General features: G+C 57.2%; 17 protein-coding genes. 5 read left to right on the forward strand and 12 right to left on the reverse strand.

Annotated features, from left to right (window positions below; translation table 11 throughout):
- Positions 1-6: 6 nt before the first annotated feature.
- Positions 7-732 (reverse strand): deoxyribose-phosphate aldolase, encoded by a 726-nt coding sequence (deoC, locus tag PSR62_RS10120; RefSeq protein WP_274407644.1) that lies wholly within the window; start codon positions 730-732, stop codon positions 7-9.
- A 218-nt stretch (positions 733-950) separates the two neighbouring features.
- Between deoC and PSR62_RS10125 the strand changes: the two genes are divergently transcribed.
- The 3 genes from PSR62_RS10125 to PSR62_RS10135 all read left to right on the forward strand — a co-directional run bounded on the left by PSR62_RS10125 (position 951) and on the right by PSR62_RS10135 (position 4396).
- The gene (locus PSR62_RS10125; RefSeq protein ID WP_274407645.1) at positions 951-1922 is read left to right on the forward strand and encodes an alpha/beta hydrolase; all 972 of its coding nucleotides are present in this window, start codon (positions 951-953) and stop codon (positions 1920-1922) included.
- A 90-nt stretch (positions 1923-2012) separates the two neighbouring features.
- Positions 2013-3419 (forward strand): ArsB/NhaD family transporter, encoded by a 1407-nt coding sequence (locus PSR62_RS10130; RefSeq protein ID WP_274407646.1) that lies wholly within the window; start codon positions 2013-2015, stop codon positions 3417-3419.
- 29 nt (positions 3420-3448) lie between these two features.
- Positions 3449-4396 carry a universal stress protein gene (locus tag PSR62_RS10135; protein ID WP_274407647.1) on the forward strand — a complete coding sequence of 316 codons (948 nt, stop codon included), beginning with the start codon at positions 3449-3451 and terminating at the stop codon, positions 4394-4396.
- Between the two features lie 762 nt (positions 4397-5158).
- Here the strand turns inward: PSR62_RS10135 and PSR62_RS10140 are convergent.
- The 8 genes from PSR62_RS10140 to PSR62_RS10175 form a co-directional block, all read right to left on the reverse strand.
- A complete protein-coding gene (locus tag PSR62_RS10140; RefSeq protein ID WP_274407648.1) occupies positions 5159-5521 on the reverse strand; it encodes an STAS/SEC14 domain-containing protein in 363 nt (120 codons plus the stop codon).
- A gap of 133 nt (positions 5522-5654) precedes the next feature.
- Positions 5655-7430 carry an IS66 family transposase gene (gene tnpC, locus PSR62_RS10145; protein ID WP_274407649.1) on the reverse strand — a complete coding sequence of 592 codons (1776 nt, stop codon included), beginning with the start codon at positions 7428-7430 and terminating at the stop codon, positions 5655-5657.
- A gap of 45 nt (positions 7431-7475) precedes the next feature.
- Entirely contained in the window at positions 7476-7844 is a 369-nt protein-coding gene (tnpB, locus tag PSR62_RS10150) for an IS66 family insertion sequence element accessory protein TnpB (protein WP_274406308.1), read from the reverse strand.
- A complete protein-coding gene (gene tnpA / locus PSR62_RS10155) occupies positions 7841-8167 on the reverse strand; it encodes an IS66 family insertion sequence element accessory protein TnpA (protein ID WP_274407406.1) in 327 nt (108 codons plus the stop codon). The genes tnpB and tnpA overlap by 4 nt, the downstream gene beginning before the upstream one ends.
- Positions 8168-8854: 687 nt before the next feature.
- Positions 8855-10549: an AIPR family protein gene (locus PSR62_RS10160; RefSeq protein ID WP_274407650.1), complete on the reverse strand. Its 1695-nt coding sequence runs from the start codon at positions 10547-10549 to the stop codon at positions 8855-8857.
- A gap of 844 nt (positions 10550-11393) precedes the next feature.
- Entirely contained in the window at positions 11394-12404 is a 1011-nt protein-coding gene (fba, locus tag PSR62_RS10165; protein WP_047813693.1) for a class II fructose-bisphosphate aldolase, read from the reverse strand.
- Between the two features lie 147 nt (positions 12405-12551).
- Positions 12552-13175 carry a superoxide dismutase gene (locus PSR62_RS10170; protein ID WP_274407651.1) on the reverse strand — a complete coding sequence of 208 codons (624 nt, stop codon included), beginning with the start codon at positions 13173-13175 and terminating at the stop codon, positions 12552-12554.
- Positions 13176-13260: 85 nt separating this feature from the next.
- Entirely contained in the window at positions 13261-14010 is a 750-nt protein-coding gene (locus tag PSR62_RS10175) for a response regulator transcription factor (RefSeq protein ID WP_274407652.1), read from the reverse strand.
- A 1165-nt stretch (positions 14011-15175) separates the two neighbouring features.
- Between PSR62_RS10175 and PSR62_RS10180 the strand changes: the two genes are divergently transcribed.
- The gene (locus tag PSR62_RS10180; protein ID WP_274407653.1) at positions 15176-16492 is read left to right on the forward strand and encodes a citrate synthase; all 1317 of its coding nucleotides are present in this window, start codon (positions 15176-15178) and stop codon (positions 16490-16492) included.
- A 6-nt stretch (positions 16493-16498) separates the two neighbouring features.
- Here PSR62_RS10180 and PSR62_RS10185 read toward each other — a convergent pair whose 3' ends face one another.
- Together PSR62_RS10185 and PSR62_RS10190 are read right to left on the reverse strand one after the other, a co-directional pair.
- Positions 16499-16918: a hypothetical protein gene (locus tag PSR62_RS10185; protein WP_274407654.1), complete on the reverse strand. Its 420-nt coding sequence runs from the start codon at positions 16916-16918 to the stop codon at positions 16499-16501.
- 57 nt (positions 16919-16975) lie between these two features.
- Complete coding sequence (locus PSR62_RS10190; RefSeq protein ID WP_274407655.1) at positions 16976-17146, reverse strand: hypothetical protein; 171 nt, start codon at positions 17144-17146, stop codon at positions 16976-16978.
- A gap of 538 nt (positions 17147-17684) precedes the next feature.
- On the opposite strand from PSR62_RS10190, the gene PSR62_RS10195 reads away from it, so the two are divergent.
- Positions 17685-18830, forward strand: a complete 1146-nt coding sequence (locus PSR62_RS10195; protein ID WP_274407656.1) for a tetratricopeptide repeat protein — start codon at positions 17685-17687, stop codon at positions 18828-18830.
- Here the strand turns inward: PSR62_RS10195 and PSR62_RS10200 are convergent.
- Positions 18824-19915, reverse strand: a complete 1092-nt coding sequence (locus tag PSR62_RS10200; protein ID WP_274407657.1) for an L-threonylcarbamoyladenylate synthase — start codon at positions 19913-19915, stop codon at positions 18824-18826. The two genes, PSR62_RS10195 and PSR62_RS10200, sit on opposite strands and share 7 nt — an antisense overlap.
- Positions 19916-19928: the final 13 nt, after the last annotated feature.

A 19928-nucleotide genomic window follows, 5' to 3' on the forward strand; every position in this document is an offset into this window, starting at 1 on the left:
AGCGAATCAGTAACCGGAGCTGCCGGTGGCGGTGATGCTGATTGCCGGCAAGCCGAGTTGTTGGCGGGCTTCGCCGAGCATTTCGGCGGTTCGGCTGGCACCGCATCGGGTCACTCCGAGGGACCGTACTTCCAGAAGTGTCTTCAGGTCTCGGACGCCGCCGGCGGCTTTGACCTGAACATTCTCGCCGGAGTGTTGTCGCATCAGACGCAGGTCGTCCATCGTCGCCCCGCCGGTGCCGTAGCCGGTGGAGGTTTTGACCCAGTCGACTTGGAGCTCCGTGCAGATTTCACACAGGCGGATTTTGTGTTCGTCTTGCAGGTAGCAGTTCTCGAAGATCACCTTGATCTTTTGTCCGGCCGCATGCGTCAGTTCGGTCACCGCACCGATCTCGTTTTGAACGTAGTCCCAGCCACCGCTGAGGACCTGCGAGATGTTGACGACGAAGTCAAGTTCTTCGCAGCCATCTTGGATGGCTTGCTCGGCTTCGGCTTTCTTGATCGCAGTGGTGTGGCCACCGTGTGGGAAACCAATGGTGGTCGATGCTTTCACACCGGTTCCCGCCAGTCGTTCGGCGCAGCGTTTCAAGTAGTAAGGCAGGATGCAAACACTGGCGACTTCGTAGGCAATCGCCAACTCGATTCCGGAATCCAGGTCGGCTTCGGTCAGCGTGGGTGGAAGCAGAGAGTGGTCCACCATTTTGGAAACGTCGTGGTACTGGTAGTCAGCCATGGGAAGCGGTTGTCCGTGGAGCGATTGCGAAGGGGGGAGGTGTTTCGAGTCTTGGAACAGGGGCATCGAAACGGCAAAAGCTTACCGCCCGAGCGACGCTGCCACAATCAAAGCAGTCGCTGCACACGCTGACGCGAGTCTCGCTCCGGTGGGGGCGTGCATCGGGGAGGTGGATTGTTACGATACGCCCGATCTTTTTGCCTCGCTGGAATCGCTTCATGACACTTCATCCGCAAGCTCAAACGTTTGTCGCTTGGTTGCGAGAAGCTCAGCCGCCACGCTGGGAAGAGCTCGGTGTTGAAAAGGCTCGCCGTGGGTTTGCTGCTTTGGTCGACAGCTTTGGCGAAGGGCCGAGGATGCAAACCGTCGAAGATCGTCTGGTGGAAGAAACCACCGTCGACGGCCAGCGGCTGTCCGTGCCTGTTCGGCTGTATCGTCCCGCCGGTTTGCCGGTCGTTGCTCCCGTGATCATGTTCTATCACGGCGGCGGTTGGGTGCTGGGGGACGTTGAGTCGCATGATTCGACCTGCCGTCGTTTGGCGGATGCTTCCGGGGCGGTGGTGGTGTCGGTTGCCTATCGCTTGGCACCTGAGTCGCCATTTCCGGGGCCCGTTCAGGATTGCTTTGTCGCGACGAAAGCGATCGCGAAAATGGCGGGGGAATTGAGTTTGGACGCGGGGCGGATGGCGGTGATGGGCGACAGTGCGGGAGGGAACTTGGCGGCGGCGGTGGCGTTGCTCGCCAAAGACGATCCCAATGTCTTGGTCAAGTACGCCGTGTTGGTGTATCCCGTGGTGACGCCAACGTTTGATTCCGGGTCGTACTGCAAATTTGAATCGGGATTTGGGCTGACCAAGCGGACGATGCAGTGGTTCTGGGCGAACTACTTCGGCCGGGAGGCAGCGGACCTCTTTGACGTCGACGCTTGCGAGGTGACGGATCCACTGGCGGATTTGATGAAGTCGGATTTTCGCGGGTTTCCGCCCACGCATGTCTTGGTGGCGGGCTATGACGTGTTGCGCGACGAAGGGTTGGCTCTGGCGGACAAGATGGAAGCCTCCGGTGTGCGAGTGACTCGCGAAAACGCCTCGGACATGCTGCACGGGTTTGTTCATTTCGCCGGGCGGTTTGAGACGGGAGTCACCACAATGCGGTCACTGGGCAAGCGAATTGCGAATCAGCTGGGCTGATCGGATTGGTGTGGATCCGCGGTTGGTTGCTTTCCGGCCGTGCGTTAGGCTGCCGCACGAACGAGTCCGAGTTCTTTCCGGAGTGATTCTATGATGTTGGCTGCGTCGCTCACTGAGATGCCCACTGCGTCCGCGCCTGCTTGGGTGATGGTGTTGTTCGCTGTTGTGATGATGGCGACCTACGTGGGGGTGGCAGTCGAGCGATTTCATAAAACGGTGGCGGCCCTGTGCGGTGCAGCGGTCTTGATCATCCTGAGCGTTTCGCTGGGTTTGTTTGAATACCCGACGGTTTACAACTTCCTGAAAGAAGACCTCAACATCTTCGGGGTCATCATCGGCACCGGGATTTTGGTGGACGTGGTTGGCAAAAGCGGGCTGTTTCACTTCATCAGCATGTGGATCGTGCGGCTGACGGGTGGCCAAGCGAATCGGCTGTTCATGACGTTGTGCGTGGTCACGTTCTTGTTCGTCAGCGTCCTGACCATCGTTCCGGCGATGTTGATTCTGAGTTCATTGGTTTTGGTGATCTGCCGTTCGCTCGGTTACAAACCGATGCCGTTGTTGTTGTCGGTGGCGGTGTGTGCCAACAGCGGTGCGATCGCGACGTTCGCCAGTGGCTTGCCCAACATCATGATCGGGACCGCGGCGGGGATTCCCTACGTTGACTTCTTGCGTGTCTCGCTGCCCTATGCCGTGGTCAGCTTGGTCGTTGCGATCGCGGGTCTGCGATGGTTCTTCCGGAACGATTTGCCGTGGAAGCAATCCGAGGAGGACAAGGCCGCGCTGAAGCAACAGATCGATGGGTTTGATCCCTGGGCGTTGGTGGAGGACAAAGGCGTCTTGCTGCGAAGCACGTTCATTTTGCTGGGCACCGTGATCGGCTTTGCCTTGGCTCAGCCAATGGGCGTGGGCATGGATTTTGTGGCGATGGTGGGAGCCACCGCCGCCTTGCTGTTCTCTGGCAAAGGCGTGGAGGACGCGATTGGCAAGGTGAACTGGACCGTGATTTTGTTCTTCATGGGACTGTTCATCATCATCGGCTGCGTCAAACACACGGGGGCATTGAAATGGGTGGCGCAGCAAGTCGTGTTGGTCTCCGACAATCGGATTGAGTTGCTGGTGCCATTGATGGGCGGGTTTTCTGCGGTGGCCAGTTCGATCGTCGACAACATCCCGGTCGCGGCGACCCTGATCCCGATCGTCCAAGACATTTCAGGCGGTGACACGGGCGTGCCCGCCGAACCGTTGTGGTGGACGCTGGTGATTTGCTGCAATCTGGGCGGCAACGGAACGCCGATTGGTTCGATTTCCTGCGTGATCGCGATTTACGCTTTGAAGCGTGAGGCCGGCATTCACGTTGGCTGGGGCACGTTTTTGAAGCTGGGAGGTGGCATCATGGTGGTGCAAGTCATCGGCGCGATTTTCTACGTGATGTGGATGCACCATCAGGGTTACATTCCTGATATCACGGCGGTGCCGACATTGCCTGTCCATTGAGATTTCTTTTCTAGCGAGCGACTTGAGTAATGGATCAATCACCCGATTTGGATCGTGATGTCGATGATGCGATGCGGATGTTCGAGCGCGCGAAAGTGGGCTCGGCAACGCCACTGACGCCGATTCGTCCGGCACGCGTGATCTTGGTTTTGGATGGATCGCCACAAGACGCAACGTCCATCGAAACCGCGAAAACGCTTCGCGACGAGTTCAATACCGAGACGTTGGTGCTGGACGCTCGCGACGGCGTGGAGACGACCGATGTGGCCACGGAAGACGCGATTCAGGCGGCTCGTCAGATGAGCGGCGGTCGCGCGATCGCTCGTGGAGAAGGCGAAGCGTTCGAAGTCATTTTGAAAGCGTTGCGAACCCACGACGTGAACCTGGTCATCGTTCCCTGTCCATTTGGTCGCTCGTTCGAGCGAGTGGGCACGGACAGTGTCGGGACGGTGATGGACGTGCTGCTGTCGCGGTGCCCGGTTCCGATTTTGGTCACGCGGCGAGCTGATCAGGTCTTTCAAACCTGTCGCAAACGCGTCCTGCTGATGGCGGGCAGCGAATGCGATGTCGAGAGTCGGGCGGCGGCGTGGGCTTTTGGTTTGGCAGCGCCGGGAGCGGAGGTCTCGTTGAACTTGGTCGTCGAGAAGGAGCACTTCGAGAATGTGCGAAGCATCTTGGAGTCCCTGCGTCCTGGCGAAGCATTCGATGTGGAGAACTTGAGCGACGCCCTGGCTCAGGCTCACACACAATTGCATGCCGCGATGAACGCGACCGCTCGCGAAATGGAAATGAACTACGCGTTGATCCCGCAAGCTGGCGAGCTCGCACCGCCGCATCCACTTTCCGATTCGACTCAGCAATTGCTGGTCATGCCACTGGAAGTCGACGACCGGTTCATCCAAGGCTTTGTGAACGATCGACTTCGTCGCAGCCCACATCCGCTGCTGATCGTGCCCGGGCACGTGATCGCGGAGTGATTTTCTGGTGGTCGGTCGGCAGCCCCGTAGCGAAAGTCGTGAAGACTTTCGGGGTTGTGTCAGGCAAGTCGAAACTCGTGACGGCTTGTTGATTGGATCCTAACCCGACGCGTGAGCGAGGGATCGCGTGCCATTGCAGCGAGCCTGTGGATCGCTCGCTCACGCGTTTTGAAGTTGCGCTTTTTCCTCGAATGGCCAACGGCCTCGTTCAACCTAGCCAGGGGCATCGCCCCTGGAGCAGAAAAACACGGCCCCATTTTGGCCAACGGCGAAGTTCAATTCAAAACATGTGGGTTGATGTTGGCCGTTGGCCAACTCTTCAAAACTCACGCGTCGGGTTGTGGTTGAAAGCGGATGGTGCGGTCCAATTCACATCGCGTGAAGAACCGTGTTGGCCTGCATTCTTGGGATCCTGCTTCGTTAGGACCGCCCCCGTTGGGGCTTTGCAATCTTGGGCCTGCCTCAACCCAGGGCGTTGCCCTGGGCTGGCATAGGGCTGCCCCCTTGGGGCGATCCCTGCGGGATGAAAGTAGGATGGGCACTCTTGCCCGTCCGAGTCTGCCAAGACTACCCATCACAATCCGACGCGTGAGCGAGGGACGCCCTAACTCCCACGACGGCCCCATCCGGGGCGACCGTTTGTTTTCCGGCATCGGTCTCTCGGGGCTTCCGCCCCGAGCTAAGCAAGCCGGCCCCGTCCGGGGCGAACCCCAGACGCCAGCCACCGTATGATTTTCGAACGTCCTGCGGGATGCAACCTACTCAGGCTTCTTGGATCCAAACCCGGGCATCTTCGATGTTCGCGTGGTCAAAGTATTTGACGGCGGCTTTGGTGAACGGTTTGCAGAAGGTTGCCATGCCGGCTTCCCACTTCGATTCGCCGACGAGGGCCAGTCGTTCGATGTCGCTGAAGTGTTTCAGTGCGAACTTGGTGTCGGCCCAGAGTGCGGCCGCGTCCCAGCCATGAAAATCGGTGAGCACGACCATCATCCGGACTTGTCCCCAGCGTTCGATTTGGGCATCGACCACCGGCACAAACTGTTCGTAGGCTTCCGCGGTGAGTTTGCCAGAGAGGATGAGTTCAATGATTTTTCCCTCGGCAATCTCAGTGATTTCGTATGACATGCTGGTTTCCGTGTGGATCAGAGAGATGGAATTTGAGTGTCCAAAAGTCAGTTTAGCGAAGGGCCGCGAGTGGCTGGTGGTGCCAGTGCCAAGTAACCGTTCACCGGGACCATTCGACCTGGTGGGTTGACGGCTATTTTTTGAGGCGTCGGCGGCGGGCGCGTCGGACTCGCTTGCGGTCGGCTGCTTGTCGACGTTCGTCTTGCCGGTAGTCGCAGATGGATTCCGGGTGCGAGTCTCTCCAGGCAGGTGGGCTCAGCGCTGACCAGTCGGTTTCGCCAGCCAGGGCTCGGCGTAGCACATCATCCAGATAGGCGTGAACGTCCAATTCATTGCGAATCGCTGTCCCGATAATCGTCATCAAGTTCGCCGCTCGCTCACCTGCCGACAGCGAGCCTTTGAACAACCAGTTCTTGCGGCCTGTCGCCACTCGCTTCATCAACTGTTCGCAGTCGTTGTTGTCGATCGGAACGCGAGCGTCTTCGGTGAACCGATTCAGTGCCGCCCAGTGTCGACGCACGTACGCTGCCGCTTGGCCAAGATTGCTTTTGGGAAGCACCTTGGGCGAACTCATTGTTTCGCTTTGCAGGTATTCGTCGATCAAGCCCAGTACGTGACGCGAGAGGCTTTGCCTTCGCGACAGTCGCTCCGCGTCATCGAGAGTCTTGATTTGATCCTCGATGTCGTAAAGCATCCGGATCAGTGATTCCAGCTTCGCCACTTGGATCGGGAACGCACTGCGGCACTCGTCAATCTTGCGACGCGCATGCGCCCAGCACGCTGCGAACTTGATTCGCGAGTCGCTGCGCACATCGATCTTTTGAAAGCCTGACCAGCAGTCGCCGATCAGCGTTCCTTCGTAATCCGCCAGCACATCATCGGGGCCGTCACGGTGACGACTGACCGTGAAGTCGAACCCGACCACCGGAAGACGCGATGCGTAGTAGCCCCAGAAGTTCGCTTGGATGCTTGGCTTGCCAGAGGCGATGGCCTTTTCAAGCACTTCGACAACTCGGTCTGCGCGTGGATGATTCGATAAGTCGGGCATCACTTTGGGCGTGATCAGCACCACGCCTGTGTCATCACAGCCCACGCAAGCATCTGTCTTGAGAAACGACCGCAAGTGTTCGGCCAGTGGGCGTAGCGCGAACTCGACGGAGGTTTCAATATTCGCCAGCGTGCTACGACTGGGCGTCCAGCCGCTGCCGGCGAACAGGTCTTGCTGACGGTAGAACGGCAGGTGATAGAAGTACTTCCAAGCGATGACTTCGACACCGATCGAAGCGTCGAAGCGATCCCCTGCGACCAGTCCGGTAGGGCGCTCGGGGCTGATAATGGCCGGCCCTTCTTCGACACGATTCTTTTCAATTGGCTGAACGTACTTGGCGTACTTGTTGACGCGAACACGAAGTTTCGGCCGAATCCACTCGAGCGTTTCGACCTCGTCATAGCCGATCAGCTTCAAGCCCTCGCGTCGAGCTTCGGGAAGGTCAACGATCCGCTCAATTCGCGGCAAGTGCTCGGGGAACTTACGGTCATTTTTGGCAGGCTGCTTGCGACGTCGTTTCTGTTTTTCTTCCTCAGCGTCTTGGGCGACCTGCTCCGCTTCCCGGACGGCTTCTTCCAGTGCACTGACCACTTCGGGAGTCGCTTCATCGCCGAGGTCCAGAAACAGCTGGCCGTCGCCGTCGACGCGGCGTTCACTCCGTCTGCCAAAGAGTTGCTGAAGCAGCTTGTCGACCTTCAGCTGGAGGTCGATGTTCTTTTCCTCGAGCTTGTCATTGTGGCTCTTCAGCTCGAGTACCGAGTGGGCTTGCTCTTCGACTTGTGATTTTAGGCTTGCGATTATGCGGTGACACGACTCGATGTCATTGGGCGGTTGAACGTTCGTTGATCGCTTCGCATCCATGGTGCGCAATTATACGAAACGCACCCTGGATGCAAAGTGTTCCCATCAAGCAACTTTCATTCGCTTGCGTCTTGTCTTGGCCGATTTCAGTGACACGCCAGCGATCCACATCGCGAGCTCGACCGAATCGATCGTGATATGCGATTGATCGCATGGAGACGTTGGCAGCTCAACGGTGCCTTGCTCGAGCCGTCTGTACCACAAGGTCAATCCACCAGTCTCCCACCAGAGGGCTTTGATGCGGTCTCGCTTTCGATTGACAAACAGAAACAGCGAACCGTCGGTGACGCTCTTGCCCAGCGACGTGGTGACGATTCCGGTCAGACCATCAAAGCCTTTTCGAAAGTCGACTGGATCGGTGCACAGATAGATCGGCGTGCCCCCTGAAACTTTATTGCCGGGCAATCCGATCATGGCTGATCCTTCCGCAATGGATTCGGCGGAGAATCAGTCGGTACTTCGACACGAATGCGGACGCCACCGGGAAGTTCAATCGTCGCGCTGGCGTGATTCGCAGCAGGAGTGGGGCGATCCGGTGTGGCTTGAAACGAGACGGGCACAAACTTGGCCACGGCGGAGGCTTTCGGATCCCGTGCCGAACGCAGCTTGCGTTTCCAATTGTAGAAAGAAGGCTGCGAAACACCTTCGGCGGTACAGAACTCAGCGACCGTCATCTGAGCCTGTTCAAATCGTTGCAGACGCTCCGTCCAAAGCTTCACGGTTTCGACTCGAGTCATGGGGGGCTCCATTGGGAAGCAAAGTAAACCCAATACCCTAAAGCCCGCGCCTACAATGGTTCTGGTGAACGGTTACAGTGCCAAGAAACTCGCTCAGTCTTTGGGCTAGAGCGAGGAACCGCGACTGACGGTGAAATCCTTCGCTCGCGCGTTTCGATGTTAAGCATTTTCATCGAATGGCCAACGGCCTCGTTCAACATAGCCAGGGGCAACGCCCCTGGGCCAGGAATGTACGTTCTCATTTTGGCCAACGGCCAAGTTCAATCCAAACGTTTGGGTTGATGTTGGCCGTTGGCCAACCAGCTTCCCTTCGTTCTGATTCCAGGGGCGATGCCCCTGGCTTCGATGATGATGGCCGTTGGCCAAATCAAACGATAGCGAAAACGCAACTTCAAAAGCTCGCGAGATGAGGTGCCATCAAGCTGAATCGTCGCCTTGAAAGAACGGCTTTCGCCATACCGAGACCTCTCCCACCACGATTTGACCAATCCGGTGCGAAGCGGTTCACGATCCGATGCGTTTCGTTCTCACAGGTCGGTTGAAGAAATCCGATGTCAATGAACAAAGAGATCCGTGCACCGGTGTCGGCCACCGGAGCATCGAAATTACTCGCGTCGGTCGATGATTCGAAAGATCGGAAGCCCCAGTACTCCGATAGTGTTTCTCAGGAAAATCGACTTCTTTGCTTCAAGGAGTACAAAGCTCTCGAGTGATCTCTCGTTCGAGAAGATTTGATTTCAACGCACCATCAATGTCATTGGCAAACGCAGAATTGTCCTCGATTAGCTTAGCAATAAACTCTATCGCATCATCAATATAAGTATCCAGCATCCCAGTCGTACTTTGTAGATCAGCAATCTGCGTCTGAAGAATTTCGCGGCCTTGGTTCCATGTGTCAGTCTTCCGCCAACGGTTCGCAACGACACGTGCAAGATGAAACACACCACCCTTCGCCAGCTTGCGTCTGAGTTCATTCTCGACGCGATTCAATGCTCCGGCTGAAATACGCGACTGCACAGCAAGATAGATGATGACGCTCAACACATGCGGCTCGACATGCTGGCCGGTAAAAATCTGGTCGTATGATTCCGACCAAACCTTGTACTTTCGCCGCCGTGCATCAGCAGGTCTTCCTAGCACTATTCCAAGAAAACATTGTCCAACAACGTCGTTTGAGACGATCTTCATTCCTTCTGGCACATCCAATTCGCGAAACTGATTGGCTTTTCGCTCGTAACAGAAGCCAAAGAGCGCAAACGCCTGCTCCATGTCGACCTGAACACTGTCATTCGCCTTCAGATCTCGATTACTGATCTTGTTTTGGTTGTTGGTCGATAAAACGATTCGGTCGACCAAATCTGTATCATCTGTTTCGTAAATCCTGAGTAACACACGGGCGTCTGCCTTTAGTTGTCCGCTCTTTGACGCCAAGGCAAGAGCCGTTGCAGTTTGGCACCCGTTGATAATTTGCATGTTCTGCACTTTAACGTGAGGGTCATCAGGATCGGTTGTAGGATCGAACTTGTCACAGATGACGGTGATGCCATTGTTTAGGAACCAAAACTGAAAACTCGTTTCAGTGTTGGAACACGTGCGCACGATGTCCTTGTTCACACTGCCACGAGTTCCCAGAAAACGGCGAATATTGGAGTCAAAAACGGCGCCAGAATCATCGTCGTTTACGATTTTCGCGATATCGCGCGCATGCGCCGTGCAAACTAAGCCTTTTAACCCTTGACTATGGTACTTGATAAGTGAGGGCGTATTAGCGTCGTATCGGATTGGAATGTTGGCATCAATCCGGCGATCCTTCTTCTCTGCAGCATTTACGAGATCGACGAGCTCATCTGCTCCAACGCTCGCAAAGTCAAACGAACGAAACGTGCCATTGTTGTATTCCTGCTGTATTGTCTCAAGTTCTTGTTGATACTCAGAGGAAATCTCTGTCCTGAGCCCGTTGGTCAACAACGCGCATCGGAACGAAACGTTGGATGGACCGTAACCGCTCAAAACGGATCTAATTTCCAGGACTTTGTCGCGAAAGGGCACGTTTGCGATCGACTGGATCTCCAGTCGCGACTTGTTGAAAATCCAATTGAGCCCATTGCGCATAAGAATTAAGGCATTCGATGAAAAACCGTTCGTATATTTCATCGACAAGATAAAGATTTCGGCTTCCCCATCGTTCTCAATTATTGTTATCGCATCGATCTGTTTGTCCTGGCTTCCGTCAACAAGATCAGACTCATCAAACGAGTGAAGACTTATTCCTGTAAACGTCGCGTGAGAAAAGCGTTCAAACGCCTCGCTTTCACCGCAATGGAGGAGCGAAGCAGTCTGTGAGACCCGGTCATCAATGATTTGCTGGCGGACAGTTGGCATCAAATCGCTTTCAGTTCAGTACTGCATTGAAATATCGACGCGAATTCTACTGCAGATAAGCGATCGGAGGGAACTACTCCGGCGGCCGACACCGGCGTGCCAATGCGTATTGCGCGATAAACAGCTGACGAAGTTTTGGTTGGCAAGGAGACGAGCTGTTGATTGCCCGGCAGTCAGCACTTTATCCCGTGAGGGATTTCGGATGGTGGCCGTTGGTCGCGGAGCGCACCGACGGAACATGGGAAGACACCTTCGCGGTTCGACCTTGGACGGGCTCGGCAGGTTCAACATGGCCGATTTGCGACCGCCTTCGGGGGCGAGGGTTTTGCAGCTTGGCTTCGGTGGTGTTTGCTTTGCTCGTCCGTTGGCTGGTTTCTTTCGTGCCTTCGGCGTGGAGGGCTTTCGGGGTTTCTATGTCTCGCGGGCTGTTGAGCGACTGAGCCGTTTGGACGCTTGCCTCGGCTCTGTGGTGGAACCGGGGCGAATGCCCAAACGGCTCATTGAATCGACCCTCATTCCAAGCTTTGGGGCTGCGTTCGTCTTTGACGAGAGAGTAGAACAGTTGTCCTCAACTGTTTGCGTGGCAGCTTCAGAATCGTCGAGCAGCATGGCGCGAATGTCGAGTTCGGTGAACGCTTGAAACCGCTCGAGAGGTTGAGTTGCAAGGCGGAACAATTGAGACAATTGTTCTACTCTGGCGAGCGTGCTTGTCGAATGGTGTTGTGTCCGAACGAACAGCGCATGAAAAAAAGCCTGGAGCGGATGGTTCCGTTCCAGGCTTTTGAATTGTGTGTCGTTTGTTCGCGTTCAGGTTGGTGAAACGCGAACCGGGTCAGACTGCGGCTTAGAGAGTCGCACGCAGCTTGGCACCGTTGCCGGCTTGGCCGAAGGCGGTCATGCGAGCGACGCAGACGGCTTTCATGGCGGCGCGGGCTGGTTTCAGGTAAGCGCGTGGGTCGAAGGCGGCTTTGTCTTCGGTCAAGACTTTGCGGATCGCACCGGTGATGGCCATGCGGCAGTCGGTGTCGACGTTGATCTTGCGAACACCGCTCTTGATGCCACGCTGAATTTCTTCGACAGGCACGCCGTAGGTTTGCTTCATCTCACCACCGTACTGGTTGATGATGTCTTGCAATTCTTGTGGCACGCTGCTGCTGCCGTGCATGACCAAGTGCGTGTTGGGAAGCTTGGCGTGGATGGCTTCGATGCGATCCATGGCCAGGACTTCACCGGTTGGTTTCTTGGTGAACTTGTAGGCACCGTGGCTGGTTCCAATCGCAACCGCCAACGCGTCGCAGCCGGTTTCTTCGACGAAGCGTTGGGCTTCATCGGGGTCGGTCAGCAATTGGTCGTGGGTCAGTGTTCCGACTGCACCGTGGCCGTCTTCTTGTTCGCCGCCGCCGTCTTCCAGCGATCCCAGGCAACCGAGTTCGCCTTCGACGCTGACGCCACGAGCGTGGGCCATCTTCACGACTTCCGCGGTGACTTTGACGTTGTAGTCGTAGTCGGCAGGGGTTTGGCCGTCAGCTTCCAGCGAACCGTCCATCATGACGCTGGTGAAGCCATTTTCGATGGCCGACAAGCAGGTCTCGGGGCTGTTGCCGTGGTCTTGGTGCATGACGATGGGAAGCTGTGGGTACAGTTCCGCTGCGGCGAGCATCAGGTGGCGAAGGTAGATGTCTTGGGTGTAAGCGCGAGCGCCACGCGAGGCTTGGATGATGACCGGCGAATCGGTTTCATCAGCAGCTTCCATGATCGCCTGGATCTGCTCCATGTTGTTGACGTTGAACGCCGCAACACCGTAATCGTTTTCGGCGGCGTGATCCAAGACAACGCGAAGGGGGACGAGTGGCATGGCGTTCAGTTCCTGAGAAGTCGTGTGTTTTTAGTGGGAAAGCCGCAATTATCTCGGTGGAACCCCATTTCGCAAGGGCATGAAAAAACCGCTCGCCCGGGAAGGGGCAAGCGGTCTGGCAAGTCAATGGAGTTGCTGACTCAGGGGTTACTTGGCAGCCGCAAAGCGGGTGGCAACGGCATCCCAGTCGACCACGCTCCAAAATGCAGAAATGTAGTCGGGGCGACGATTTTGGTAGTGCAAGTAGTAAGCGTGTTCCCAAACGTCCAATCCCAGGATGGGCGTGCCAGCGATGCCGGCAACGGCTTCACCCATCAACGGGCTGTCTTGGTTGGCCGTGCTGCCAACTTTGAGCTTGCCGCCGGAAACGTACAGCCAAGCCCAGCCGCTACCAAAGCGAGTGGCAGCGGCGTTTGCAAATTGTTCCTTGAAGGCATCGAACGAGCCGCAGGCTTCGTCGATGGCAGCGGCCAGGTCGCCGGAGGGCGCGCCGCCCTTGCCGGGGCCCAGGATGGTCCAGAACAACGAGTGGTTGGCGTGTCCGCCACCGTTGTTGCGAACGGCTCCGCGTTTGTCATCGGGCACAGCCGACAGGTCGGAGATGACTTCTTCGATCGACTTGGAAGCCAAGTCGGTCCCAGCCAACGCGTCGTTGGTCTTGGTCACGTAAGCATTGTGGTGCTTCGTGTGGTGGATTTCCATCGTCCGCGCGTCAATGTGCGGCTCGAGGGCGTCGTAGGCATACGGCAATTCGGGCAGCGTGAAAGCCATGGTGCTCGTGGGGGTTTGTGGTTGGCGGATGTAAAAATTGTGATTTGCGATAGCGTACCAAGCCGTCTAGGGGCGGGCGAGCGGGTCAATTCGTGGACGTTTCCGGTTCCAATGTTTCGGGGTCGAGAACGAATCGGTAACCCGCGTCACGAACGGTCAACAAATGAATGGGGTCAGCGGGAGACGGTTCAATGGCTTTCCGCAGTCTCGCGATGAATTGGTCGACCGCTCGAGTCTGCAGGTTGCCGGACATTTCCCAGACCTGAGTCAACAGTTCGGAACGGTTGATCACGCGTTCGGGATTCTCGACAAAGTACCGAAGCAAACGGAGTTCCTTCGGGGTCATTTTGATGGGCTGGCCGTCGACGGAGACCTGGTGGGTCCGGAAGTCCGCTTCCACCCGCCCGAATGCAATGGAGTCCACGCTTTCCGACACGGGGGCGGTCCGAGTCACCGCGCCAACGGGGGCGGCTTGCAACAAGTTTTTGACGCGGCTGATCAGTTCGGACAAGTCGAACGGTTTGCTCATGTACTGGTTCGCACCGACGTCGAACCCGCGGGCGCGATCTTCGGACAACGTGCGAGCCGACAGCATCAGGACGGGCGTCATGTTGCCCGATTCGCGGATTTGTTCGCAAACGGTGTACCCACTCATGCCGGGCAACATCAAATCCAACACGATCAAATCGATCGAGCTGCCGGAATGTTCGATCAGTTGCAGCGCTGAAGGGCCGTCTTCGACCAGTGAAACACGGTAATCTTCGGCTTCCAGGTTGTATTTGATGCCGACACCGAGGTGCCGCTCGTCTTCGACAACCAATATGTGAGCTCGCATCCGATCCCTTGATCCTTAGAAGGTGCTTTCGCAGGCCCGTCTCGCAGCGGGCCAGCGAAATTGTGACACCTAAATTGTGACACGTGAAAAGGTTCCGACCAAGACGCCGGGGACAACCTGGCCGTCGCGAATGGAGGTCAGTCCGTTTTACTTCACTCTCCCTTGGGGAGGGGCGGACCGCTTCGGGCCAGAGGGATTTCTTGTTCCCAGGCTCTGCCTGGGAACACACTGTCTTGGAGGCTCCGCCTCTCGGTTGTGTCTCAGCAGGCGGAGCCTGCCGTGCATTGCGTTCCCAGGCAGAGCCTGGGTACGAGGAAAGTGCGGTGCCTCCCACTTGCGAAAGTCGCCCGTGAAGATCGAGCGGCTTTCTTTTCTTTCTTGTTCCCAGGCTCTGCCTGGGAACACACTGTCTTGGAGGCTCTGCCTCCCGGTTGTTTCTCAGCCGGCGGAGCCTGCCGTGCATTGCGTTCCCAGGCAGAGCCTGGGTACGAGGAAAGTGCGGTGCCTCCCACTTGCGAAAGCCGCCCGTGAAGATCGAGCGGCTTTCTTTTCTTTCTTGTTCCCAGGCTCTGCCTGGGAACACACTGTCTTGGAGGCTCCGCCTCTCGGTTGTGTCTCAGCAGGCGGAGCCTGCCGTGCATTGCGTACCCAGGCAGAGCCTGGGTACGAGGAAAGTGCGGTGCCTCCCACTTGCGAAAGCCGCCCGTGAAGATCGAGCGGCTTTCTTTTCTTTCTTGTTCCCAGGCTCTGCCTGGGGACACACTGTCTTGGAGGCTCCGCCTCCCGGTTGTTTCTCAGCAGGCGGAGCCTGCCGTGCATTGCGTTCCCAGGCAGAGCCTGGGTACGAGGAAAAGGCTCAACAATCAAAACGAGGTTTCAGAAGACGTGCACTGGGCGGAAACTCGCTCAAGCGGCTACTGGATCACTCCGGCCGACCTGCTGAGAACGATGTTTTTGCCGCTCGGTTGCCAATCCGGAGACTCGCTGCAACCGGGAGACGTTGCCGGCTCGCAGCCCGCTTGAAAGCTCACGAGGTTGAAAACGGTGGTTCTTGGCGGTCGATGTGGGGGTCCGCTGATTGTCGCTTGCAGGACGCAGGGCTACACTACGTCTGTCGCCCCCAAGACGTCCCGCCAACTCGTAAATTGCATCCAATAGATCGCCCATGAGCTCCTCCTCCAGTTTGGAAATTCAACGAGCCGACACTGTCCGAGTCCAATTCGGGGACACCAACCTGGAGTTGCCTTTGTTGGAAGGTTCCGAAGGTGAACAGGCGATAGATGTCAGTCGTCTGCGTGCCGACACCGGCGTGATCACCTTGGACGATGGGTTCGTCAACACCGGTAGCACCCGCAGTGCCATCACGTTTTTGGACGGTGAAAAGGGCATCCTGCGTTATCGCGGTTATCCGATCGAGGAACTGGCCAAGAGTTGCGACTTCGTCGAGGTCGCTTACCTGCTGATCTTTGGCGATTTGCCCAGCAAGGACGAAATTGAAACGTTCCGTTCGGGCATTCGTGAACACACGATGATTCACGAGGACATGCGGTCGTTTTACAACGGCTTCCCTCGGGATGCTCACCCGATGGCGATCCTCAGCAGTGTGGTGGGAGCGTTGTCGACGTTCTACCAGGACTCGATGGATCTGAATGACCCTCGCCAGGTCGAGATTTCGATGTATCGATTGATCGCGAAATTGCCCACGATTGCAGCTTACAGCTACAAAAAATCGATGGGCCAACCGTTCATGTACCCCAAGAACGAGTTGGATTATTGCGAGAATTTCTTGTACATGATGTTCGCGACGCCGACCTCGGATTACCTGGTCGATCCTGATTTCGCGGAAGCACTGAACTTGCTGTTCATCGTGCACGCCGATCACGAGCAGAACTGCAGCACCTCGACCGTTCGCATGGTCGGCAGCAGCAACGCCAACCTGTTCGCCTCGATCTCGGCCGGCATCGGTGCCTTGTGGGGGCCGCTGCATGGTGGAGCCAACGAAGCCTGTGTCAACATGCTGGAGCAAATCGCAGCGGATGGCGGCAACGTTCAGAAATACGTCGACATGGCGAAAGACAAAACGAACGACTTCCGCATCATGGGCTTTGGTCACCGCGTTTACAAAAACTCGGATCCCCGAGCGACCATCATCCGCGCCAGTTGTGACAAATTGCTGGCCAAGTTGAATCTGGATGACCCCTTGTTCGAGGTCGCTCAGAAATTGGAAGAAGTGGCGCTCAAAGACGAGTACTTCATCGAGCGGAAGCTTTACCCGAACGTTGATTTCTATTCGGGCGTGATTTACCGAGCGCTCGGGATTCCGATCCAGATGTTCACCGTTCTGTTCGCGATCGGTCGACTTCCCGGTTGGTTGGCTCATTGGCGTGAAATGCACTCCAACCCAGCCTCGCGAATCAACCGCCCGCGTCAGATCTACACGGGTGCGACCGAGCGAGCGGTGGTGCCCGTCGACCAACGCTGATCGTTTCTAAGCGAACGAAACGTCTTTGGTGTAGAGGTCCAGCATTTGGCCCTGGACCTTGACGGCCCGAAGCAGCGTCCAAAGTTGGTCCGGGGAGAACTCAACCGGGCCATCGTTCAGCAGTGTGTCCAATTCATGGGAAACGGCCGCGTGTTGATCGGTGGCCGCTTCGAATCGGAAACTGACGTTTTGCCAGACGGAGTTTAGCACTGCCGGGTCGTCCAGCCGCGAAGGATTGACCTCTTGATTGAGGATCATCAAGCACAGGCGCGCGACGTCCGTCGGCGACAATTCGGGTCGCAGTTGCGAGACTTTCTCAGCGAGTTCGTGGCACTTCATAATGAAGCCTACGTCATCGGTGCACTGCGTTTCAGAAAAATTCTCTGAAAAGGGGATCCAATCCGCAGCCTGCGGCACCGTCACCATGCGTTGCGAGAACGATGGGAGGTCAACCAGGCTGAATCACTCGTGGGCCAGCCTGAATCAGTCCAGTGGCGTTGTATCGGGCTCGATCTTCAATCCGCTCAGGACTTCGTTGAGTTTCGCTTCCAGGTCATCGAGCTGAGCGAGCACATCGTCTTGGCGACGTTCCAGCTCTTCCAGCAACATTCCAGGTGCTTCTGTGTCTGATTCAGCAAGCGAAAGTGGCAACATCAAGTGAATTCCGGTTGGAGACGAGCACGGTGAACGTGTTCTGGTGCGATCCATCACGCAAAGATTCCCGCGACGCAGTGCGTGCGAGATGACCTCCGCTGTTGCTGATCGATCGGCTGATTCTGCACCGATTTGCACTGACGATTCGGTCGTGACGGTCGGTCCGGTGAAGCAAGGGCTGCCGGTCCAACCGCCTGTTCCGGTCTGGTAAACCTTGCCGGCTCAGCGGCAGGCAAAACGCGAGCTCGCCTGGAGGGAGGCCGTGCCGTTTTCTGGTGCTGCGTTCTGGCAGGTTTCTGCAACAACCACCAATCCCAACCCGAAGCGTGAGCGAGGGACGCCCCCAACTCCCACGACGGCCCCATCTGGGGCGATACCCAGACGCCCGCCACCATTTATTTTTCGAACGTCCCAAGGGAGGGGGATGAGAAACGCCTGGCAGCACAGCAATTAAAAACTGGACGGGCTCGAGGCTTGGGGGACTTTTTAGGTTGGCGACGTTTTCGAGTTGTCTGGCACCGGGGAGTGTAAATTTGCTATGCGTGAGAGTGGCGCCACGTTTGTCAGGCGGTGCCGCTTGTCTTCTTCCGGATCGAACCGCGTGAAACCCCTGCGTCCTCCAACCGATTGGCATCCCCAGCGATGCAACCGCTGGACGCGTCTGGTCCGATCGGAGTCGGTTGTTGCGTTTTCCAGGAAGACGCTGCAGCTAGGATTGTTGCTGACGTGTTTCACGTCCTTTCCCACCTCGATGGGGTGCCGCGGGATCGGTCGATTTGGCGAAAGCCGGCAGTCGATCGCAGCCCGTCGCCTGTCACGACAAGGGCTCAAGGCGATGCGACAAGGTGAATGGGCCGTCGCCGAAACACTCTTCACCGAGGCGCTCGACGTCTCCAGTGTCAACGACGCGGCGCATCGCGGAATGTCGGAGTCCTTGTGGCAAAAAGGCCAGCAAGACGATGCGATCGAGCACCTCGAAAAAGCGGTTCAACTTTCCGCCGGGGACCCCAAGCACATGCAGCGGTTGGGGCGGATGTACCTCGAAGTTGGGCGGGTCGACGAAGCAACGCGTCAGTGCCAAATCGCGTTGGATTCGGATCGTGAGTGGGCCGCTTTGTGGGCCTTGTGGGGGGATTGTCAGGTCGCTCGCAATGAAAAGGACGAGGCTTTGGCGGCGTACCATCGTGCGTTGTCGTTGCAGCCCGACTACCCGTATGTCCAATTGCGAACGGCCGAGATCTACCATCAACAGAAGCGTTACGATCGCCTGCTCGCGACGTTGGACCGAATTCGCGAGGACGCGGATGTCATCGGTGACATGGATGAAGCGATTCGGCCCGGAGCGGCCGATTTGCTGCGAGGCATCGCGATGCGAGAACTGGGACGTAGCGAAGAGTCGGTTCAGTATTTCATTGCGTCGGCACAAAAGAATCCCAGCGATGCGACCTCGCGATTGCAGTTGGCGTCCATTGCGGTCGAGACCGGCCAGCCTCAAATTGCTCAGACCTGGCTGGCTCAGGCAATGCGATTGGATCCTGCCGCTGTTCGCGACGCCGGATGGAATGTGGAGACCTGGTCGGCAACACCACCGGGAATGATTTCGCCAGAGGACGCCCCCCTCGAAACATCACTGCCGCCCATCATTGCTGCTCAGCCCGACGCCATTCGTCCTTGGCTTCAGTGATCCGCGGGAACGTCGTCCTGATTGGCTGCACGACACAGGCGATCTGAAATCGCGGCGAGCAAATTTGGATTGCAATCGGGACTCCACTCGTTCCAGACCAATTGATCGACCTCAATCTGATCAAACTCTCCCGCGTCCGCACGGCGCAGCGTATCGTACAGACGATTGGCAATCTCGAGTGGAACGCCGGACGGTGACAGGCTCCAAACATCGGCGTAACCCGCCAACGGTTTGGCTGGACCCCGAAGGTGAATGCGAAGGACCCGCTTCGGATCCTGGGGACCGCGTGAGAATGGATGGCGATGCTGTTCCGCTACCAATCGCAACGGCGTTCTCGGCGAGTAGTGTTTGCGATGCATCCCCGGAGAAGCGGCGGGCGTGTCAGTTGGAACACTCGAAGAGGCTGAGTGGGTGGTCGCGGCTGAGACCACCGTTTCGCCCAGCAGGCTTTCAAGTTTCGCGACTGAAAGGACGCCTTCGCGAAGGATTGTCGGCGGAGCATCTGGATTGGCGATCGACAGCACCGTGGATTCCAAGCCGACATCGCAGGTACCACCATCGAGCACCCACTCGACGGAGTCTTCCAGCCCATCGATCACGTGTTCGGGACGAGTCGGGCTGACGTAGTTGGAAACGTTGGCGCTGGGGGCCGCAATGGGAAGCGAGACCTCACGCAACAATTGCAAAGCGACCGGGTGCGCGGGAACCCGCACGGCCACGGTGCTTCCCCCTGCGGTGACGCAGTCGAGCACCGCTTCGGATCGCGGCAACACCAGTGTCAGCGGACCAGGCCACAGGGAACTGGCCGCTTCAAAACGGCGACGCGTGATCTCAGAATCGATCACGACCAACGCCTGGACTGCGCTGGGATCCCCCACGTGCAAAATCAAGGGGTTGGTCGCCGGGCGTTGCTTGGCCGCGAAAATTTTGGCGACCGAATCGGATTGGTCGCCGCGAGCGGCCAAGCCATAGACGGTTTCGGTGGGCAATCCGATCAGCTTCCCATCGCGCAGGGCTTGGCTGGCCAGTCGGATGGATTCCGGCGTGGCAGGCAAGATCTTGGGATGGGATGCGTTGAAATTCATGACGCTGAAGTCT

Origin of the sequence: Rhodopirellula sp. P2, assembly GCF_028768465.1 — a bacterium.
Lineage (GTDB): Bacteria > Planctomycetota > Planctomycetia > Pirellulales > Pirellulaceae > Rhodopirellula.

Coding starts and splice junctions, on each gene's coding strand:
- PSR62_RS10200 (WP_274407657.1), bottom strand. CDS start 19,915: ATGAATTTCAACGCATCCCATCCCAAGATCTTGCCTGCCACGCCGGAA.
- PSR62_RS10175 (WP_274407652.1), bottom strand. CDS start 14,010: ATGCGAGCTCACATATTGGTTGTCGAAGACGAGCGGCACCTCGGTGTC.
- PSR62_RS10195 (WP_274407656.1), top strand. CDS start 17,685: ATGCGTGAGAGTGGCGCCACGTTTGTCAGGCGGTGCCGCTTGTCTTCT.
- PSR62_RS10130 (WP_274407646.1), top strand. CDS start 2,013: ATGATGTTGGCTGCGTCGCTCACTGAGATGCCCACTGCGTCCGCGCCT.
- PSR62_RS10160 (WP_274407650.1), bottom strand. CDS start 10,549: ATGCCAACTGTCCGCCAGCAAATCATTGATGACCGGGTCTCACAGACT.
- PSR62_RS10180 (WP_274407653.1), top strand. CDS start 15,176: ATGAGCTCCTCCTCCAGTTTGGAAATTCAACGAGCCGACACTGTCCGA.
- PSR62_RS10125 (WP_274407645.1), top strand. CDS start 951: ATGACACTTCATCCGCAAGCTCAAACGTTTGTCGCTTGGTTGCGAGAA.
- PSR62_RS10170 (WP_274407651.1), bottom strand. CDS start 13,175: ATGGCTTTCACGCTGCCCGAATTGCCGTATGCCTACGACGCCCTCGAG.
- fba (WP_047813693.1), bottom strand. CDS start 12,404: ATGCCACTCGTCCCCCTTCGCGTTGTCTTGGATCACGCCGCCGAAAAC.
- deoC (WP_274407644.1), bottom strand. CDS start 732: ATGGCTGACTACCAGTACCACGACGTTTCCAAAATGGTGGACCACTCT.
- PSR62_RS10190 (WP_274407655.1), bottom strand. CDS start 17,146: ATGTTGCCACTTTCGCTTGCTGAATCAGACACAGAAGCACCTGGAATG.
- tnpB (WP_274406308.1), bottom strand. CDS start 7,844: ATGATCGGATTGCCCGGCAATAAAGTTTCAGGGGGCACGCCGATCTAT.
- tnpC (WP_274407649.1), bottom strand. CDS start 7,430: ATGGATGCGAAGCGATCAACGAACGTTCAACCGCCCAATGACATCGAG.
- PSR62_RS10135 (WP_274407647.1), top strand. CDS start 3,449: ATGGATCAATCACCCGATTTGGATCGTGATGTCGATGATGCGATGCGG.
- PSR62_RS10185 (WP_274407654.1), bottom strand. CDS start 16,918: ATGGTGACGGTGCCGCAGGCTGCGGATTGGATCCCCTTTTCAGAGAAT.
- PSR62_RS10140 (WP_274407648.1), bottom strand. CDS start 5,521: ATGTCATACGAAATCACTGAGATTGCCGAGGGAAAAATCATTGAACTC.
- tnpA (WP_274407406.1), bottom strand. CDS start 8,167: ATGACTCGAGTCGAAACCGTGAAGCTTTGGACGGAGCGTCTGCAACGA.